This is a genomic window from Pseudomonas sp. B3(2017) (genome assembly GCF_002113595.1).
Classification (GTDB): domain Bacteria; phylum Pseudomonadota; class Gammaproteobacteria; order Pseudomonadales; family Pseudomonadaceae; genus Aquipseudomonas; species Aquipseudomonas ekonensis.
In genome coordinates this window covers 300863-318776 of record NZ_NEIU01000005.1, presented here as the reverse complement: position 1 = coordinate 318776, position 17914 = coordinate 300863, and the positions used below count along the sequence as shown (strand labels likewise).

15 protein-coding genes are annotated in these 17914 nt (G+C 65.1%); 7 read left to right on the top strand and 8 right to left on the bottom strand.

The window, feature by feature from the left end; genetic code table 11:
* Positions 1-32: 32 nt before the first annotated feature.
* Positions 33-728, top strand: a complete 696-nt coding sequence (locus CAG33_RS10235) for an HAD-IA family hydrolase (protein WP_085577623.1) — start codon at positions 33-35, stop codon at positions 726-728.
* 87 nt (positions 729-815) lie between these two features.
* Here CAG33_RS10235 and CAG33_RS10230 read toward each other — a convergent pair whose 3' ends face one another.
* A complete protein-coding gene (locus tag CAG33_RS10230) occupies positions 816-1562 on the bottom strand; it encodes a 3-oxoacyl-ACP reductase family protein (protein WP_085577622.1) in 747 nt (248 codons plus the stop codon).
* A gap of 126 nt (positions 1563-1688) precedes the next feature.
* Here CAG33_RS10230 and CAG33_RS10225 point away from each other — a divergent pair, with 126 nt between their 5' ends.
* Entirely contained in the window at positions 1689-2612 is a 924-nt protein-coding gene (locus tag CAG33_RS10225) for a LysR family transcriptional regulator (protein WP_085638243.1), read from the top strand.
* A 241-nt stretch (positions 2613-2853) separates the two neighbouring features.
* Here CAG33_RS10225 and CAG33_RS10220 read toward each other — a convergent pair whose 3' ends face one another.
* The 3 genes from CAG33_RS10220 to CAG33_RS10210 all read right to left on the bottom strand — a co-directional run bounded on the left by CAG33_RS10220 (position 2854) and on the right by CAG33_RS10210 (position 6535).
* A complete protein-coding gene (locus tag CAG33_RS10220) occupies positions 2854-3582 on the bottom strand; it encodes an aspartate/glutamate racemase family protein (RefSeq protein ID WP_085577620.1) in 729 nt (242 codons plus the stop codon).
* 54 nt (positions 3583-3636) lie between these two features.
* Entirely contained in the window at positions 3637-5175 is a 1539-nt protein-coding gene (locus CAG33_RS10215; RefSeq protein ID WP_085638240.1) for an NCS1 family nucleobase:cation symporter-1, read from the bottom strand.
* 625 nt (positions 5176-5800) lie between these two features.
* A complete protein-coding gene (locus tag CAG33_RS10210) occupies positions 5801-6535 on the bottom strand; it encodes a phosphoadenylyl-sulfate reductase (protein WP_085577618.1) in 735 nt (244 codons plus the stop codon).
* A gap of 164 nt (positions 6536-6699) precedes the next feature.
* On the opposite strand from CAG33_RS10210, the gene thrH reads away from it, so the two are divergent.
* Positions 6700-7317, top strand: coding sequence for a bifunctional phosphoserine phosphatase/homoserine phosphotransferase ThrH (thrH, locus tag CAG33_RS10205; protein WP_085638237.1), 618 nt, complete (start codon positions 6700-6702; stop codon positions 7315-7317).
* A 41-nt stretch (positions 7318-7358) separates the two neighbouring features.
* Here the strand turns inward: thrH and pabB are convergent, their stop codons facing one another.
* The 4 genes from pabB to CAG33_RS10185 all read right to left on the bottom strand — a co-directional run bounded on the left by pabB (position 7359) and on the right by CAG33_RS10185 (position 11937).
* A complete protein-coding gene (gene pabB, locus CAG33_RS10200; protein WP_085638234.1) occupies positions 7359-8702 on the bottom strand; it encodes an aminodeoxychorismate synthase component I in 1344 nt (447 codons plus the stop codon).
* A 171-nt stretch (positions 8703-8873) separates the two neighbouring features.
* Positions 8874-9860, bottom strand: a complete 987-nt coding sequence (locus CAG33_RS10195) for an alpha-L-glutamate ligase-like protein (protein WP_085577615.1) — start codon at positions 9858-9860, stop codon at positions 8874-8876.
* Positions 9860-11395: an inactive transglutaminase family protein gene (locus CAG33_RS10190; RefSeq protein WP_085577614.1), complete on the bottom strand. Its 1536-nt coding sequence runs from the start codon at positions 11393-11395 to the stop codon at positions 9860-9862. Before CAG33_RS10190 ends, CAG33_RS10195 begins: the two co-directional genes overlap by 1 nt.
* Before the next feature lie 5 nt (positions 11396-11400).
* Positions 11401-11937, bottom strand: coding sequence for an ATP-dependent zinc protease (locus CAG33_RS10185; RefSeq protein ID WP_085577613.1), 537 nt, complete (start codon positions 11935-11937; stop codon positions 11401-11403).
* A gap of 297 nt (positions 11938-12234) precedes the next feature.
* On the opposite strand from CAG33_RS10185, the gene CAG33_RS10180 reads away from it, so the two are divergent.
* From CAG33_RS10180 to acnD, 4 genes are all read left to right on the top strand, one after another.
* Positions 12235-12957 (top strand): GntR family transcriptional regulator, encoded by a 723-nt coding sequence (locus CAG33_RS10180; RefSeq protein ID WP_085631342.1) that lies wholly within the window; start codon positions 12235-12237, stop codon positions 12955-12957.
* Positions 12954-13847 (top strand): methylisocitrate lyase, encoded by an 894-nt coding sequence (prpB, locus tag CAG33_RS10175; protein WP_085577611.1) that lies wholly within the window; start codon positions 12954-12956, stop codon positions 13845-13847. Before CAG33_RS10180 ends, prpB begins: the two co-directional genes overlap by 4 nt.
* 73 nt (positions 13848-13920) lie before the next feature.
* The gene (prpC, locus tag CAG33_RS10170) at positions 13921-15048 is read left to right on the top strand and encodes a 2-methylcitrate synthase (RefSeq protein WP_085577610.1); all 1128 of its coding nucleotides are present in this window, start codon (positions 13921-13923) and stop codon (positions 15046-15048) included.
* Between the two features lie 205 nt (positions 15049-15253).
* The gene (gene acnD, locus CAG33_RS10165) at positions 15254-17863 is read left to right on the top strand and encodes a Fe/S-dependent 2-methylisocitrate dehydratase AcnD (protein WP_085638231.1); all 2610 of its coding nucleotides are present in this window, start codon (positions 15254-15256) and stop codon (positions 17861-17863) included.
* Positions 17864-17914 lie beyond the last annotated feature (51 nt).

Genomic DNA, 17914 nt, shown 5'->3' with positions numbered 1-17914 from the left:
CGCCTGGGATGTCTTTGATAACGGATCCTGTGATGAATGCACCGATGAAGGCGTTCGGCCCGGTCAAGGCCGTGATTTTCGATATGGACGGTTTGCTGCTGGACACCGAGGGCATCTACACCGAGGTCACGTCCATCATCGCCGGGCGGTACGGGCGGACCTTTGACTGGAGCGTCAAGCAGAACATCATCGGCCGCGGGGCGGAGGATCTGGCGCGGTATGTGGTCGAGGCGCTGGACCTGCCGATCACCGCCGAGGAGTTCCTGGTCATCCGCGAGCCGCTGATGCGCGAGCGTTTCCCGACCGCCCAGGCCATGCCCGGCGCCGAGGAGCTGATCCGCCACCTCAAGGCGCACGATGTGCCGATCGCGGTGGGCACCAGTTCCTCGCGCCAGTCGTTCGGCCAGAAAACCACCCTGCACCGTGACTGGTTCGCGCTGTTCGATTTCATCGTCACCGCCGACGACCCGGAAGTCGGTGCGGCCAAACCTGCGCCGGACATTTTCCTCACCGCCGCCCGACGTCTGGGCGTGGCGCCCGAGGATTGCCTGGTGTTCGAGGACTCGCCGTTCGGCGTGACGGCGGCGAAGGCGGCCGGCATGACGGCCATCGCGATTCCCGACGCGGCCATGGCCGATGAGAAGTACGCCCATGCCGACGGGATTCTCCGTTCGTTGAAAGCGTTCACTCCGGGCGCCTGCGGTTTGCCGGCGCTGGACTGGGCCTGACCGGCCCGTAAAGCCCGGGCACGAAAAAACGCCGCCCCTCCTGGCCAGGAGGGGCGGCGTTTTTCGTTCTGGGCAGAAGAGGGCGGATCAGGCGCCGAAACCGCCGTCGATGGTCAGGCTGGCCCCGGTGATGTAACCGGCTTCGGGGCCTGCGAGGTAGGCGACGAAACTGGCGATCTCATCGGCGGTGCCGTAACGGCCGACGGCCATCAGCGGGATCAGGCTGTCTGCGAAGTCGCCGTGGGCCGGGTTCATGTCGGTGTCGACCGGGCCCGGCTGCACGTTGTTGACGGTGATGCCGCGGGGGCCAAGATCCCGTGCCAGGCCTTTGGTCAGGCCCACCAGCGCGGATTTGCTCATGGCGTACACACCGCCGCCGGCGAAGGGCATGCGGTCGGCGTTGGTGCTGCCGATGTTGATGACGCGGGCGCCTTCGCCCATGTGCCGGGCCGCTTCCTGGGTGGCGATGAACACGCTGCGCACGTTGATGGCCAGGGTCTGGTCGAAGTCTTCCAGTTTGAAGTCTTCCAGCGGGGCGACCGCGAGGACGCCGGCGTTGTTGACCAGGATGTCGAGGCGGCCAAAGGTTTCGACGGTGGCGCTCACCGCGTGGCGGATGGCATCGGCGTCGGCGCTGTCGGCCTTGATCGCCAGGGCTTTGCCGCCGGTGGCGGTGATGCTGTTCTGCAGTTCCTCGGCCTTGGCGGCGGAGCTGACGTAGGTGAAGGCCACGGCGGCGCCTTCGGCGGCCAGGCGTTTGACGATGGCGGCGCCGATGCCACGGGATCCGCCTTGAATCAGAGCGACTTTGCCGCTGAGGGTTTGAGTGGTCATGTTCGATCTCCGGAAAATTCAAGGCGGGATGCCTTGTTGTTGGAGCCGAGTATCGGCTTCGGGCCCAGAGCAGGGTAGACCATGGTTGCTATAGTCTGTGTAAACCAAAAGTTTATAGTGATGCCCATGGAAACCTTCAGCAGTATCGAATGCTTTGTCCGCAGCGCCGAGGTCGGCAGCTTCGCCGAGGCTGCCCGGCGCCTGAGCCTGACGCCGGCGGCGGTCGGCAAGAGTGTGGCGAAACTGGAAGCGCGCCTGGGGGTACGGCTGTTCCAGCGCAGCACCCGCAGCCTGACGCTGACCGAGGCGGGGCAGCTGTTCCTGAGTGAAGTCAGCGCCAGCCTCACCACCATCCAGAACGCCGTCGCCAACCTGGCCAGCGCCGGCGGGCAGCCGGCCGGCACGCTGAAGGTCAGCATGGGCACGGTGTTCGGGCGGCTGTACATCGTGCCGTTGCTGGGGGAGTTCCTGCGGCGGTTTCCGGCGATCAGTCCGGACTGGCATTTCGATAACCGCCAGGTCGATCTGATCGGACAGGGGTTCGATGCGGCGATCGGCGGCGGCTTCGAGCTGCCGCAAGGTGTGGTCGCCCGCCGGTTGACCCCGGCGCACCGGGTGCTGGTGGCGGCGGAGGACTATCTGGACAGGCGCGCCATGATCCAAGGGCCGGAGGATCTGACGGACCACGACGGGATCCTGATCCGCTCGCCGCAGACCGGCCGGGTGCGCTCCTGGCAACTGACCCACCGCAACCGTCAGCACAGCCCGTTGACCCTCAAGGCATGCATGACCATGAGCGATTCCGAAGCGGCCTGCGCCACGGCGGTGCAGGGGTTGGGAATCGCCTTGGTGAGCATGCCGTTCGCCGTGCCTTACCTTGAGGCCGGCACGTTGCGGCGGGTACTGCGGGACTGGTACGTCGACGACGGCAACATCTCCATCTATTACGCCGAGCACAGGCTGCTGCCGGGCAAGACCCGGGCGTTCGTCGATTTCATCATCGAGCAGTTCGCCGGGCAGGGGCTGGCGCAGCGGTTCAGTGCGGTCTGAGTCTGGTTCGGAGGCGAGGCGCGGCCGATCGCCAGCAGGCTGGCTCCCACAGTGGTTGCCGACGGCCCGCAAGATTTCTGCCCATCACAAAACCTGTAGGAGCTTGCCTGCAAGCGATGAGGCCGGCACATCCAGCATCACCAGTGCCTGACCCACCGCCATCGCCAGCTGCTGGTTCCCACAGGGTGAGAGGCGATTCGAATGCGGGAGCCCGCCTGCCGGCGATGAACGATGACGCGGCCTAGCGGCCGAACCGCCCGCCCCAGCCGATGATGGTCTTCGGCCGCGGCGTCGCATAGGTGCGCACCTTGGACGTCGACAGCCCCAGCCGCACCAGCGATTCGGCGACTGTCACCGCGGCGGTCACGCCGTCCACCACCGGCACGCCGGTGCGCTGGCGGATCTGTTCGTCGAGCCCGGCCATGCCGCCGCAGCCCAGGCAGATGACTTCGGCCTTGTCCTGGGTCACCGCCAGCTCGGCCTGGCGGACAATGGCCTCCACTGCGCGCTGCGGCTCGTGCTCCAGCTCCAGCACCGCCAGGCCGCTGGCCCGCACCGAGGCGCAACGGTCCCACAGGCCCGACAGCTTGAGCCGGTCTTCGATCAGCGGCACGGTGCGGTCCAGGGTGGTGACCACCGAATAGGCGTGGCCCAGGTACATCGCGGTGCTGGCGGCGGCGTCGGTGATGTCCACCACCGGCACGTTGAGCAGCTCCTGCAGGCCTTCGCGGCCGTGCTCGCCGTAGCCGGCCTGGATCACGGCGTCGAACGGTTGGTCGTAGGCCATCACCCGGTCCATCACGGCGAGGGCGGCCAGGTAGCTTTCGAAATTGCCTTCGACCGAGTCGGCGCCGAAGTACGGGGTCAGGCCGACGATTTCGGTGCCGGGGGCCGCGACCGCCTGGGCGGAACGGGCGATGGCCTGGGTGATGGATTCGGTGGTGTTGACGTTGACCACGAGAATGCGCATGGAAAGTCCTTATTGCGGTGGGTGCTGCGGCCCGTCGGCGGGCCGCCGGAAGGTTCAGTGGCTGACGTTGTCGACGGCGATGGCCTCGCCGCTGACGTCGGCGTAGTGCGGCTGGCGCTGGGCGATGATCAGGTAGAGCAGTGCGGCGATGCCGGCGCCGGTCAGCCAGGAGAACGGCGAAACGCTGTGGAAGCCCGGCACCAGCGCCAGGACGATGGCGATCAGCGCCGCAGGAATGAACGCCGCCACGGCGCGCAGATTGACCCCGCGGCTGTAGTAATAGGCGCCGGCAGGGTGTTCGCTGTAGAGCTGCGGCACGTGGATCCGGCCTTTGCGGATCAGCCAGTAGTCGACCATGATCACCCCGTACAGCGGGCCGAGGAGGGCGCCCAGGCCCGACAGGAAATACACGATCACCAACGGGCTGTTGTAGAGGTTCCACGGCAGGATCAGCACGGCGAGGGTGGCGCTGATCAGGCCGGCGCGGCGGAAGGTCAGGTATTTCGGCGCCAGGTTGCTGAGCACGAAGGCCGGGGCGACGAAGTTGGCCATGATGTTCACCGCCACGGTGACGATCAGGAACGCCAGGCAGCCGAGCACCAGAAAGAAGGTGTTCGGGATCGAGGCGATGATTTCGGTCGGGCTTTCGATGATCTTCCCGTTGATCTGGAACTGCGCGCCGCACAGCAGCACGGTGATGCCGGCGAACACCAGGATGTTCACCGGCAGCCCCCAGAAATTGCCGATCTTGATGGTCTTGCGGCACGGCGAGGAACGGGCGAAGTCACAGAAGTTGAGGATCAGCGTGCCGTAGATCGCCAGCCACAGCGCGCCGCCGGCGAAGATGTTGCGCCACATCTCGGCGCCGGTCAGCGGTTCGCGGATCGACCAGGCGATGGTCGCGTCGGCCTGGGTGTACATCCACGCGGCGAGGCAGGCGACGGTCAGCAGGATGACCGGGCCGGCGAAGGCTTCGTAGCGCCGCACCATTTCCATGCCGTAGGCCAGGATCGTCAGTTGCACCAGCCAGATCGCCACGAAACACACCCAGCCCAGGCTCGACAGGCCGAGGATCGAGTTGTGGTCGTAGTCGGCGAAGCCCGGATGGATCGCCGTGAGCAGCACGCGGAACACCACCGAGGCGAGGTAGGTCTGGATGCCGAACCAGGCGATGGCGATCACCGCCCGGATCAGGGCCGGAATCTGCGCTCCGTGGATGCCGAAGCTGATCCGGCTGATGACCGGGAACGGCACGCCGGTCTTCTGCCCCATATAGCCGGACAGGTTCATGAAGAAGTACACCAGCGTCGCGCCGATGCCCAGCGACAGCAGGATCTGCCAGCCGCCCAGGCCCATGGCGTACAGGCCGATGGCGAACGAGTAGTTGGCGATGTTGTGCACATCGTTGGTCCACAGGGCGAAGATGCTGTAGCGGCCCCAGCGCCGGCCTTCGGCCTTGGTCGGCGCGAGGTCGCGGTTGTGCAGGCGCGGGCTCAGTTGCAGCGGTTCAGCGGCATCGTCGCCGGTCACGGTTCGGTCGGGGGAAGCGGCGGGCAGATTCAGCGCGATGTTGTTGGAGAGACTTGTACGCATTCCGGCAGGCTCCTGATGTCCGGGCCGCGATGACTGTGCATGAGCGTTGGGGCTCGACAAATCTTCGTCGCGGCCAGTGAGGCATCACTGGTGATGGGGCGTCTGCAGCCTGTACGGGATAGGGCGCTTCAGGCGTGCGGATCGAAAGTGTGTGTATGTCTTGAATAGTTTTGTATACAAAACATGCATGCACTTAAGCCAGATGCGTGCCAGTCGGCGATCTATGGAAAGCGTCGCTCATTTCGAAAAGTTATCGATATCCGATAAGTGTCTGAATTGGAGGCGATATAAATTGACCGGTTGAACAGGTATTTATTTTTCGCCGCGGATTTCGAGGAGGAATGAGAGTAGGGCGGGGGAGCGTCGGGTGTAACTTTTCAGGGCGCAGAAACGAAAAGTGCACACATAAATGGCACGGATGGTGACATTCATGTGTACACATTTTTGAGACGGGTGAAATCTGTGTAGGAGCTTGCCTGCAAGCGATGAGGCCGGCACTGCCGACATTTATGTTGCGTGACGTAGCGTTATCGCCAGCAGGCTGGCTCCCACAGGGATCCCAGGTGTTTGCGGAACCTGAGTCCACCGCAAGATCCTGTGGGAGCCAGCCTGCTGGCGAAGGGCGTTACGCCTTGCTGATGATGTTCCCCGCGTGCAGCCCGCATTCCTTCTGGGTCGCTTCCTCCCACCACCAGCGGCCTTCGCGCTCGTGCTGGTTCGGCAGCACGGGGCGGGTGCAGGGCTCGCAGCCGATGCTGATGAAGCCGCGCTCGTGCAGGCTGTTGTAAGGCAGTTCCAGCATGCGGATGTAGCCCCAGATCTCTTCGCTGGTCATCTGCGCCAGCGGGTTGAACTTGTACAGGGTGCGCTCCGGTGTGGAGAACGCCGAGTCGATCTCCATGACCGCCACCGCGCTGCGGGTGCCGGGGCTCTGGTCGCGGCGCTGGCCGGTGGCCCAGGCCTTGACGTCGGACAGCTTGCGCCGCAGCGGCTCGATCTTGCGGATGCCGCAGCATTCGCCATGGCCGTCCTTGTAGAAGCTGAACAGGCCCTTTTCCTTCACGAACGGTTCCAGTTTCGTGTGGTCCGGCGAGACGATGTCGATGTCGATCTTGTAGAAGTCGCGCACCTGATCGATGAAGCGGTAGGTTTCCGGGTGCAGGCGGCCGGTGTCGAGGCTGAACACCTTGACGTTCTTGTTCAGCTTCCAGGCCATGTCCACCAGCACCACGTCCTCGGCGCCGCTGAAGGATATCCACAGGTCGTCGCCGAACTCGGCGAAGGCGAGCTTCAGGATGTCCTGCGGGGATTTGCTGGCATAGGTCGTGGCGAGTTCCACGATGTCGAACGTTGCACTCATCAGGGCGGCTTCCTACAGGTCGGTGGCGCTGGGCGCTCTATGTGGCGCCGATGGTAACAAAAAGCGCGGCCCGCCGGGGCGCCCTCTGCGTTGCGCGGCCGGGGGCGAGCGGCTAGAGTTCGGGCTCGCTCGGCCCGATAAACATTAAAAAACGGAGTGTCGTTGTGGAAATTGCCTGTCTTGATCTTGAAGGGGTGCTGGTGCCGGAAATCTGGATCGCCTTCGCCGAAAAAACCGGAATCGAATCGCTCAAGGCCACCACCCGGGACATTCCCGACTACGACGTGCTGATGAGACAGCGCCTGCGGATCCTCGACGAACACGGCCTCAAGCTTTCGGACATCCAGGAAGTGATCGCCACCCTCAAGCCGCTGGACGGCGCGGCGGAATTCGTCGACTGGCTGCGCGAGCGCTTCCAGGTGGTGATCCTGTCGGACACCTTCTATGAGTTTTCCCAGCCGCTGATGCGTCAGTTGGGCTTCCCGACCTTGCTCTGCCACCGTCTGGTCACCGATGACAGCGGGCGGGTGACCGGCTACCAACTGCGTCAGAAAGATCCCAAGCGTCAGTCGGTCCTGTCCTTCAAGAGTTTGTATTACCGGGTGATCGCCGCCGGCGATTCCTACAACGACACCAGCATGCTGGGCGAGGCGGACGCCGGGATCCTGTTCCACGCGCCGGACAACGTGACCCGTGAGTTCCCGCAGTTCCCGGCGGTGCACAGCTTTGCCGAACTGAAGCAGGAGTTCCTCAAGGCGTCGAACCGGGACTTGAGCCTGTAAGGCTTGTTGTGGCGAGGGAGCCAGCGCCCTCGCCACACCGCTCAGAGGTTCTGCAAGGTCTCGAGCAGGACCTTCACCTTGGTGATCGATTCCTGGTATTCCGCCTGCCAGTCCGAGTCGGCGACGATCCCGCCCCCGCCCCAGCAGCACACCTGCCCGTCCTTGACCAACAGGCTGCGGATGGCGATGGAGCTGTCCATCTCGCCGCGCACGTCCAGATACAGCAACGAGCCGCAGTACAGGCCGCGCCGGGTCGGCTCCAGTTCGTCGATGATCTGCATCGAGCGGATCTTCGGCGCGCCGGTGATCGAACCGCCGGGGAAGCTGCCGACGATCAGGTCCAGCGCGTCGCGGCCGTCCGCCAGTTCGCCGGTCACGCTGCTGACCAGGTGATGCACGTTCGGATAGCTTTCCAGGCTGAACAGCTCCGGCACCCGCACCGACCCGGTGCGGCAGGTGCGGCCCAGGTCGTTGCGCAGCAGGTCGACGATCATCAGGTTTTCCGCGCGGTCCTTGGGGCTGGCCAGCAGTTCGGCGGCGTTGGCGGCATCTTCGGCCGCTGTTGCGCCGCGGGGGCGGGTGCCTTTGATCGGCCGGGTCTCCACCTGGCGCCGGCTGACCTTGACGAAACGCTCCGGCGACAGGCTCAGCACCGCGCCGCCGTCGGGCAGGCGCTGGAAGCCGGAAAACGGCGTCGGGCAGGCTGCGCGCAACGCCTTGTACGCCAGCCATGGATCGCCTTCGCACGGGGCGCGGAAGCGCTGGGCGAAGTTGACCTGATAGCAGTCGCCGGCCTGAATGTACTGTTGGATGCGCTCGAAGGCCTGACGGTAGTCATCGGCCGAGAGGTCGGCCGCCATCGGCGACTTCAGGCCAAAAGGCGCGTCTGCCGCGTTCGCGGGCCGGCTGAACAGCTCGATCAGGCGCTGCCTTTCGTTGTCGTTCACTGACGGATGGAACACCAGCTGACTGGTGGCCGCCAGGTGATCGCTGATCAGGGCCCAGTCGTACAGGCCGAAGCGTGCGTCGGGCAATTGCAGGTCATCCAGGGCCTGGCTCGGCAGGTTCTCCAGGTGCCGGCCGAAGTCGTAGCTCAGGTAGCCGATCAGGCCGCCGGCGAACGGCAGTTCGCTGCCGTCGGGCAGTGCGGCGTCGCCCAGGCGCGCCAGTTGGCTGCGCAGGCGTTGCAAGAAGCGCTCGCCGCTTTCGTCCGGCAACACCGCCAGTTGCTCCAGCGGCCAGGCGCTGAGCAGGTCGAAGCGGCCGCGGTCGGCGCTCGGGCGGCCGCTGTCGAGCAGCACGGCGCCGGGGGCGTGGCGGACAGCCGCGAAGTAGTCGGCGGGATCGGCGCGGTAGGGCAGCGGGTGTACGGAACAGGTCGGCATGGGCGGGGCAAATCGGCCATCGAGGCGGGGTGGGGATTGTAGTCCCCTCAGGGGTTCGCTCCTAGAGGGGATGTCGGGGATTGGCAGATCGGGGGCCGTTCTGCAGGGCGCGCCAATGCACATGAGCCCTGTGGGAGCGAGCCTGCTCGAAGGTCGCGACGCGGCGCCGGATCAGCCCTCGACCGTCGGGATGTGCCCGAACATTTCCTGGGTGAACGCCACGCGCTCCGCCGCCGTCTCGGTGATGCCCCGGGCCTTGAGCTGCTCCAGGTGCGCCTCGACCGCATGGGTGCGCGACGTCAGCCCGCAGTCGTTGGCGATCTGGATGTTCAGCCCCGGCCGGGCGTTGAGTTCGAGGATCAGCGGGCCCTTGTCCTGGTCCAGCACCATGTCCACGCCGATGTAGCCCAGGCCGCACAGTTCGTAGCAGCCGGCGGCCAGCTTCATGAAGCCGTCCCAGTAGGGCAGCTGTACGCCGTCCACCGCGTTGGTGGTGTCCGGGTGCTTGCTGATGAAGTTGTTCAGCCAGGTGCCGCGCAGGGTCAGGCCGGTGGCCAGGTCGACGCCGACGCCGATGGCGCCCTGGTGCAGGTTGGCCTTGCCGTTGGACTGGCGGGTCGGCAGGCGCAGCATGGCCATCACCGGGTAGCCCATCAGCACGATGATGCGGATGTCCGGCACGCCTTCGTAGCTGATGCTGCGGAAGATCTGGTCCGGGGTCACCCGGTACTCGATCAGCGCCCGGTCGCGGTGCCCGCCCAGGGAATACAGGCCGGTGAGGATGCTGGAGATGTGGTGCTCGATCTCCTCGTGGCTGATGATCTTGCCCGACACCGTGCGGTAGCGGCCCTCGAAGCGGTCGGCGACCACGATGATGCCGTCGCCGCCGGCACCCTGGGCCGGCTTGATCACGAAATCGTTGCGCCCGCCGATGATCTCGCCGAGCTTGTCGATTTCCTTCTCGGTGGAGATCACGCCATACAGTTCCGGCACATGGATGCCGGCCTGGAGCGCGCGCTCCTTGGTGATGATCTTGTCGTCGACGATCGGGTACAGGCTGCGCTTGTTGTACTTGAGCACGTAGTCCGCGTTGCGCCGGTTGATGCCCATGATGCCGCGGGCTTCCAGGGCCTTCCAGGTCTTCCAGAAACCGAACATCAGGCGTCAGCCTTCTTCAGGAAAGCCTTGAAGCGCACCAGTTCGGTCAGGCGGTAGCCGCGGTAGCGACCCATGGCCAGCATGAAGCCCACCAGGATCAGCAGCACCGCCGGGAAGGTGAACACGAAGTACACCAGCTCCGGCACGGTCATGATCAGGTGCGCCAGGGACGCGGCGAACAGCGTGCCGATGGCCACTTTCATCGCATGGCTGGCGCCGCGCTCTTCCCAGGTGATCGACAGGCGTTCGATGGTCATGGTCAGGATCACCATCGGGAACAGCGCCACCGACAGCCCGCGCTCAAGCCCCAGCTTGTGGCTGAACAGGCTGATGGCGGCGATCAGCACGACCACGAAGGTCAGCACCACCGACAGGCGCGGCAGCATCTGCAGCTTCAGGTGTTCCAGGTACGAGCGCAGCGAAAGGCCCAGCGCCGTGATCACGGTGAACAGCAAGATGCCGAAGCCCAGTTGCGTCTCGCGAAAGGCCAGGGCGATCAGCACCGGGGTGAACGTGCCCAGGGTCTGCAGGCCGATCAGGTTGCGCAGGATGAGGATCACCAGCACGCCGATCGGGATCATCACCATGATCATGAAGGTCTGCTGGGTCTGCAGCGGCAGGCCGTACAGCGAGTATTCGAGGAAGTTGGCGTCGGTGTTCTCGTCGGTCAGCTTGGCCAGGCGGATGGCGTTCATTTCGCTGTTGTTCAGGCTGAAGGTCACGTTGGCCTTCTTGCCGCCGTCGACGGTGATCAGGTTCTCGTCGCCGATCCACCACAGCAGACGGTCGGTCGGCAGGCCCTGTTCGCCGGTTTCCGGGTTGAAGTACAGCCAGTCGGTGCCGTTGAAGCTGCGCAGCCACAGTTCAGGCATCTGCGGCTGGTCGGCCACCAGGCGGATGGTGTGCACCTTTTCCACCGGCACGTGGGCGATGGACAGCAGCAGCTCGACGATCTTGGCCTTGTGCGCGGTGGACGGATCGCCCGCCAGCAGCAGTTTCACGTTGTCGTCGTTGACGTTGTTGACCCGCTTGATCGCCTCGCCGATGAAGGTCTCGACGTCGGCCGAGTGCTGGCGGATCGGCGCGAGCAGGGCTTCGGCGGCGATCTTTTCGGGGCCTTCGATGGCCATGCTGTCGCGGAAGGTCGGGCCTTTGACCTTGGATTTCTCGGCGGTGTAGCGCTTGGTCAGCACCAGGCGGTAGTAGAGGGTCTGGTTGCCCTTGGCCCGACGCGCCGACCAGGTCACCTTGCGGTTGCCGTCGATGCGGTTGACCGCCACCCCGTAGTTGTTGGAGATGAAGCTCTCGTTGAGGCTGACGTAGTCGCGGCTCAGGGGCGGCACGAACATCTGGATCTTGACCGGGTCCTTGGTGCTGGCGACGAACTCGACCTTGGCGTCGATGTTCCACAGGTCGTCGGTGGCGTCTTCGGTGACCGGGATGCCGAGCACGAAAATCTGATAGGCCGTGACCGAGACGCCCAGCAGCACGAGGACGGCGATCAGGATTTTCAGGTGGAAGGTAAGAGAACGCATTGAAATTACTCGGCGGTATGAGCGGCGATGGCGCAGGCAGGCTTGCCGGCAGCGTATTTAAGACTGGGGTCGACCAGCGCATCGAAGCGCTTGAGCGCTTCGGAGCCGATCAGAAGCGGGTATTGGAACGCACTGCGGTCGGTCAGGTTCACTTCGATGCTGCGCATCGCCGCGCCCATGCAGATGTCGAGCTCGATCACCGGGCGGGCGGTGTACTGCTTGCCCTCTTCGGGGTCGTAGTCGCCGGCGCGGCGCTTGATCTTGCTGACCCGGGCCAGCGGCCGCTCGATCGGGTGCGAATGCGCCTTGTCGATGGCCAGGTAGAAGCGCACCCACGACTCACCGTTGCGCTTGAAGCGCTTGATGTCGCGGGCGCTCAGCGAGGCGGTCTTGGCGCCGGTGTCGAGCTTGGCCGCGACTTCCAGGTTGATGCCGTCCAGCGCCGCGTACTCGTTGAGGCCGTACACGGTCTTCTCCCCGGCGGCGGCAAGGGCGGGCAAGCAGAACAGCGCGAAGAATGTGGGGAAGGGCTTGAGTCTCATAAATCCTGGCGAGCAGCGTTCCGTTCTCGGTTCAGGGCCACGGCATCAGGAGGTCCTGTCTGCCCGTGTGCCTTCGTGTGCCTATCAGCTTTTTATGACAAGCCGTGCAAATGACCCGCAAATGCGGGCGGCATTCTAGCACGACGCATTTATGGCGCCAGCGCCGGGGGCGGTCTATAACCCATGGGGTTGGAATCGCGGGTTATTAGACGATTGTCGACAATGTCTATTTATCCTTTGACTGATGCGGGCTAATTGGCTAGTTTTTGCCGCATTGGAATTCAAGGTGTCGACAATATGCTGGATCAACTCGATCCTCCGGTCGCCAGCGGCGACGATTCGGAAACGCTCTCGGAAAACGTCTTCCGGCGCATCCAGGCCGCCATCGTCAAGGGGGAGATCGCCCCGGGCAGCAAGATCTCCGAACCTGAGCTGGCGCGCACCTACGGCATCAGCCGCGGCCCGCTGCGCGAGGCCATTCATCGCCTGGAAGGCCAGCGTCTGCTGGTGCGGGTGCCGCACGTCGGGGCGCGGGTGGTGTCGCTGAGCCACGCCGAACTGCTGGAGCTCTACGAGATCCGCGAATCCCTCGAAGGCATGGCGTGCCGCCTGGCGGCCGAACGCATGAGCAGCGAAGAAATCGACGAGCTGCGCCAGGTGCTGGAGACCCACGAGCGCGACGCGGCGTTCCAGGCCGGGCTCGGCTACTACCAGCAGGAAGGCGATTTCGACTTCCATTACCGGATCATCCAGGGCAGCGGCAACCGCACCCTGACCCAGATGCTCTGCGGCGAGCTCTACCAATTGGTGCGCATGTACCGCATCCAGTTCTCCACCACGCCCAACCGTCCGCGCCAGGCCTTTGCCGAACACCACCGGATCCTCGACGCCATCGCCGACCGTGACGGCGAACTGGCCGAACTTCTGATGCGCCGCCACATCGGCGCCTCCAAACGCAACATCGCCCGTCACTACCAGGACGGCGCCAACCCGACAGCCACTGAACGAGGTGAGTCATGAGTTCCAACCAGAACACTCCAGGCCAGCGTTTTCGCGACGCGGTCGCCAGCGAGCATCCGCTGCAAGTGGTCGGCGCGATCAACGCCAACCATGCGCTGCTGGCCAAGCGCGCCGGCTTCAAGGCGATCTACCTGTCCGGCGGCGGGGTGGCCGCCGGCTCCCTCGGCGTGCCGGACCTGGGCATCACCGGCCTGGATGACGTGCTGACCGACGTGCGCCGCATCACCGACGTCTGCGACCTGCCGCTGCTGGTGGACGTGGACACCGGCTTCGGCGCCTCGGCGTTCAACGTCGCGCGCACCGTCAAGTCGATGATCAAGTTCGGCGCCGCCGCCATCCACATCGAAGACCAGGTCGGCGCCAAGCGCTGCGGCCACCGTCCGAACAAAGAGATCGTCACCCAGCAGGAGATGGTCGACCGCATCAAGGCCGCCGTCGATGCCCGCACCGACGACAGCTTCGTGATCATGGCCCGCACCGACGCCTTGGCCGTCGAAGGCCTGGAGTCCGCCCTGGACCGCGCTGCGGCGTGCATCGAGGCCGGCGCCGACATGATCTTCCCGGAAGCCATCACCGAACTTGAGATGTACAAACTGTTCGCCAGCCGCGTGAAGGCGCCGATCCTGGCCAACATCACCGAATTCGGCTCGACGCCGCTCTACACCACCGAGCAACTGGCCGGCGCCGACGTGTCGTTGGTGCTGTACCCGCTGTCGGCGTTCCGCGCCATGAACAAGGCGGCCGAAAACGTCTACACGGCGATCCGCCGCGACGGCACCCAGCAGAACGTCATCGACACCATGCAGACGCGCATGGAGCTCTATGACCGCATCGACTACCACACCTTCGAGCAGAAGCTCGATGCGCTGTTCGCGCAGAAGAAAGGCTGAACCAGATCCTGTGGGACGGGCAGGCCCGCTCCCGCAAGTTTCCCAAACAAATTCAAGAAGATTGGAGACAGCAATGGCCGAAGCAAAAGTACTCAGCGGCGCCGGGCTCCGGGGCCAGGTCGCCGGGCAGACCGCCCTGTCCACCGTGGGCCAGGCCGGTGCCGGCCTGACCTACCGCGGCTACGACGTGCGCGAACTGGCGGCGGATGCGCAATTCGAAGAGGTGGCGTACCTGCTGCTCTACGGAGAACTGCCGACCCAGGCCCAGCTCGCCGCCTACCAAGGCAAGCTGAGCAAGCTGCGCGACCTGCCGCAGGCGCTCAAGGAAGTGTTGGAGCGCATTCCCGCCGACGCCCACCCGATGGACGTGATGCGCACCGGTTGCTCGTTCCTGGGCAACATCGAGCCGGAGAAGGACTTTTCCGAGCAGCGCGACAAGACCGACCGCCTGCTGGCCGCGTTCCCGGCGATCATGTGCTACTGGTACCGCTACAGCCACGACGGCAAACGCATCGATTGCGTCAGCGACGAGCCGTCCATCGGCGGCCACTTCCTGCACCTGCTGCACGGCAAGAAGCCGAGCGAGCTGCACGTCAAGGTGATGAACGTCTCGCTGATCCTCTACGCCGAGCACGAGTTCAACGCCTCGACCTTCACCGCCCGCGTGTGCGCCTCGACCCTGTCGGACCTGTATTCCTGCGTGACGGCGGCCATCGGCTCGCTGCGCGGCCCGCTGCACGGCGGCGCCAACGAAGCGGCGATGGAAATGATCGAGCGCTTCTCGTCGCCGGAAGAGGCGATCAAAGGCACCCTCGGCATGCTCGAGCGCAAGGACAAGATCATGGGCTTCGGCCACGCGATCTATAAGGACAGCGACCCGCGCAACGAGGTGATCAAGGGCTGGTCGAAGAAGCTCGCCGACGAAGTGGGCGACAAGGTGCTGTTCCCGGTCTCCGAGGCCATCGACAAGACCATGTGGGAGCAGAAGAAGCTGTTCCCCAACGCCGACTTCTACCATGCATCGGCGTATCACTTCATGGGCATCCCAACCAAGCTGTTCACCCCGATCTTCGTCTGCTCGCGCCTGACCGGCTGGGCGGCGCACGTGTTCGAGCAGCGCGCCAACAACCGCATCATCCGTCCGAGCGCCGAGTACACCGGCGTCGAGCAGCGCAAGTTCGTGCCAATCGAACGTCGCTGAACGGTGGAGGCCAGGCACCGATACCGACGTTCACCGAAGTCCTTGTGGGAGCTGGCTTGCCAGCGATGACGGAGTCATATCCAGCATCGATGGCGGCTGACCCGCCGCAATCGCTGGCAAGCCAGCTCCCACAGGTTTAGGTGTGATTCCAGTATCGATGTCAGGCCCCATCCTTTTGTTATCACCGTGCCCCGAGTCCTGACCGATGAACACACAATTTCGTAAACCGCTCCCCGGCACCGCCCTGGACTACTTCGATGCCCGCGCCGCGGTCGAGGCGATCCAGCCCGGCAGCTTCGACACCCTGCCGTACACCTCGCGGGTGCTGGCGGAAAACCTGGTGCGCCGCTGCGACCCGGCCACGCTCACCGATTCGCTCAAGCAACTGATCGAGCGTAAGCGCGACCTCGACTTCCCGTGGTTCCCGGCCCGGGTGGTGTGCCACGACATCCTCGGCCAGACCGCGCTGGTGGACCTGGCCGGCCTGCGCGACGCGATCGCCCGGCAGGGCGGCGACCCGGCGCAGGTCAACCCGGTGGTGCCGACCCAACTGATCGTCGACCACTCGCTGGCGGTGGAGGCGGGCGGGTTCGATGCGCAGGCGTTCGAGAAGAACCGCGCCATCGAGGACCGTCGCAACGAGGACCGTTTCCATTTCATCAACTGGACCAAGAAAGCGTTCAAGAACGTCGACGTGATCCCGCCGGGCAACGGCATCATGCACCAGATCAACCTGGAGAAAATGTCCCCGGTGATCCAGGTGCGCCCCGATGAAAACGGAAAGCGCGTGGCGTTCCCCGACACCTGCGTCGGCACCGACAGCCACACCCCGCACGTCGATGCACTGGGCGTGATCGCCATCGGCGTCGGCGGCCTTGAGGCCGAAAGCGTGATGCTCGGCCGCGCCTCGTGGATGCGCCTGCCGGAAAGCGTCGGCGTCGAACTGACCGGCAAGCTGCAGCCGGGCATCACCGCCACCGACATGGTGCTGGCGCTGACCGAATACCTGCGCAAGCAGAAGGTCGTCGGCGCGTGGCTGGAGTTCTTCGGCGAGGGCGCCTCGGCCCTGACCCTGGGCGACCGCGCGACCATCTCCAACATGGCCCCGGAATACGGCGCCACGGCGGCGATGTTCTACATCGACCGGCAGACCATCGACTACCTCAAGCTCACCGGCCGCGACGACGAGCAGGTGCAGTTGGTCGAGAACTACGCCCGCACCACCGGCCTGTGGGCCGACAGCCTCACAGGCGCGCAGTACGAGCGCAGCCTGAGCTTCGACCTGTCCTCGGTGGTGCGCAACATGGCCGGCCCGAGCAACCCCCACGCCCGCGTGGCGGTGGCGGATCTGGCCGCCAAGGGCATCTCCGGACAGTGGGACGACGTGCCGGGGCAAATGCCCGACGGCGCGGTGATCATCGCCGCCATCACCAGTTGCACCAACACCAGCAACCCGCGCAACGTGATCGCCGCCGGCCTGCTGGCGCGCAACGCCAACAAGCTGGGGCTGACCCGCAAGCCGTGGGTCAAGTCGTCGCTGGCGCCGGGCTCCAAGACCGTGGCGCTGTACCTGGACGAAGCGGGGCTGGGCAAGGAGCTGGAGCAGCTCGGCTTCGGCGTCGTGGCGTTCGCCTGCACCACCTGCAACGGCATGTCCGGCGCGCTGGATCCGGTGATCCAGCAGGAAATCATCGACCGTGACCTGTACGCCACCGCCGTGCTCTCGGGCAACCGCAACTTCGACGGGCGGATCCACCCGTACGCCAAGCAGGCGTTCCTTGCTTCGCCGCCGCTGGTGGTCGCCTACGCCATCGCCGGCACCATCCGTTTCGACATCGAGAAAGACGTGCTGGGCGTGGCCGACGGCAAGGAAATCCGCCTGAAGGACATCTGGCCGAGCGACGAAGAGATCGAAGCGGTGGTCAAGGCGGCGGTGAAGCCTGAGCAGTTCCGCCAGGTCTACATCCCGATGTTCGCGATCCACGAAGACACCGGCCCCAAGGTCGCGCCGCTGTACGACTGGCGCGAGATGAGCACCTACATCCGCCGTCCGCCGTACTGGGAAGGCGCGCTGGCCGGGGCCCGTCCGCTCAAGGGCATGCGCCCGCTGGCGGTGCTGCCGGACAACATCACCACCGACCACCTGTCGCCGTCCAACGCGATCATGCTCGACAGCGCCGCCGGCGAATACCTGGCGAAAATGGGCCTGCCGGAGGAAGACTTCAACTCCTACGCGACCCACCGCGGCGACCACCTCACCGCTCAGCGCGCGACCTTCGCCAATCCGAAACTGTTCAACGAAATGGTGCAGGAGAACGGCAAGGTCAAGCAGGGCTCGCTGGCCCGGGTGGAGCCGGAAGGCAAGGTGATGCGCATGTGGGAAGCCATCGAGACCTACATGGACCGCAAGCAGCCGCTGATCATCATCGCCGGCGCCGACTACGGCCAGGGTTCGTCCCGTGACTGGGCGGCCAAGGGCGTGCGGCTGGCCGGGGTCGAGGCGATCGTCGCCGAAGGCTTCGAGCGCATCCACCGCACCAACCTCGTGGGCATGGGCGTGCTGCCGCTGGAGTTCAAGCCGGGCACCGACCGCAAGACCCTGGGCATCGACGGCAGCGAGACCTACGACGTGATCGGCGACCGCACGCCGCGCGCCGACCTGACGCTGGTGATCCACCGCAAGAACGGCGAACGCGTCGAGGTGCCGGTGACCTGCCGCCTCGACACCGCCGAAGAAGTGTCGATCTACGAGGCCGGCGGCGTGCTGCAGCGCTTTGCCCAGGACTTCCTCGAAGAGTCGGCGGCCGCCGTCTAATCCACGCTGTGCCGGCGCAGGCCTCAAGGTCCGCGCCGGCGATTAAGGAGC

What these genes read in the sequence shown, in the direction of transcription:
- CAG33_RS10235 (WP_085577623.1), top strand. Translation starts at nt 33, where the DNA reads ATGAATGCACCGATGAAGGCGTTCGGCCCGGTCAAGGCCGTGATTTTC.
- prpB (WP_085577611.1), top strand. Translation starts at nt 12,954, where the DNA reads ATGAGTTCCAACCAGAACACTCCAGGCCAGCGTTTTCGCGACGCGGTC.
- CAG33_RS10225 (WP_085638243.1), top strand. Translation starts at nt 1,689, where the DNA reads ATGGAAACCTTCAGCAGTATCGAATGCTTTGTCCGCAGCGCCGAGGTC.
- CAG33_RS10220 (WP_085577620.1), bottom strand. Translation starts at nt 3,582, where the DNA reads ATGCGCATTCTCGTGGTCAACGTCAACACCACCGAATCCATCACCCAG.
- CAG33_RS10215 (WP_085638240.1), bottom strand. Translation starts at nt 5,175, where the DNA reads ATGCGTACAAGTCTCTCCAACAACATCGCGCTGAATCTGCCCGCCGCT.
- CAG33_RS10230 (WP_085577622.1), bottom strand. Translation starts at nt 1,562, where the DNA reads ATGACCACTCAAACCCTCAGCGGCAAAGTCGCTCTGATTCAAGGCGGA.
- pabB (WP_085638234.1), bottom strand. Translation starts at nt 8,702, where the DNA reads ATGCCGACCTGTTCCGTACACCCGCTGCCCTACCGCGCCGATCCCGCC.
- CAG33_RS10190 (WP_085577614.1), bottom strand. Translation starts at nt 11,395, where the DNA reads ATGCGTTCTCTTACCTTCCACCTGAAAATCCTGATCGCCGTCCTCGTG.
- CAG33_RS10210 (WP_085577618.1), bottom strand. Translation starts at nt 6,535, where the DNA reads ATGAGTGCAACGTTCGACATCGTGGAACTCGCCACGACCTATGCCAGC.
- prpC (WP_085577610.1), top strand. Translation starts at nt 13,921, where the DNA reads ATGGCCGAAGCAAAAGTACTCAGCGGCGCCGGGCTCCGGGGCCAGGTC.
- acnD (WP_085638231.1), top strand. Translation starts at nt 15,254, where the DNA reads ATGAACACACAATTTCGTAAACCGCTCCCCGGCACCGCCCTGGACTAC.
- CAG33_RS10180 (WP_085631342.1), top strand. Translation starts at nt 12,235, where the DNA reads ATGCTGGATCAACTCGATCCTCCGGTCGCCAGCGGCGACGATTCGGAA.
- CAG33_RS10195 (WP_085577615.1), bottom strand. Translation starts at nt 9,860, where the DNA reads ATGTTCGGTTTCTGGAAGACCTGGAAGGCCCTGGAAGCCCGCGGCATC.
- CAG33_RS10185 (WP_085577613.1), bottom strand. Translation starts at nt 11,937, where the DNA reads ATGAGACTCAAGCCCTTCCCCACATTCTTCGCGCTGTTCTGCTTGCCC.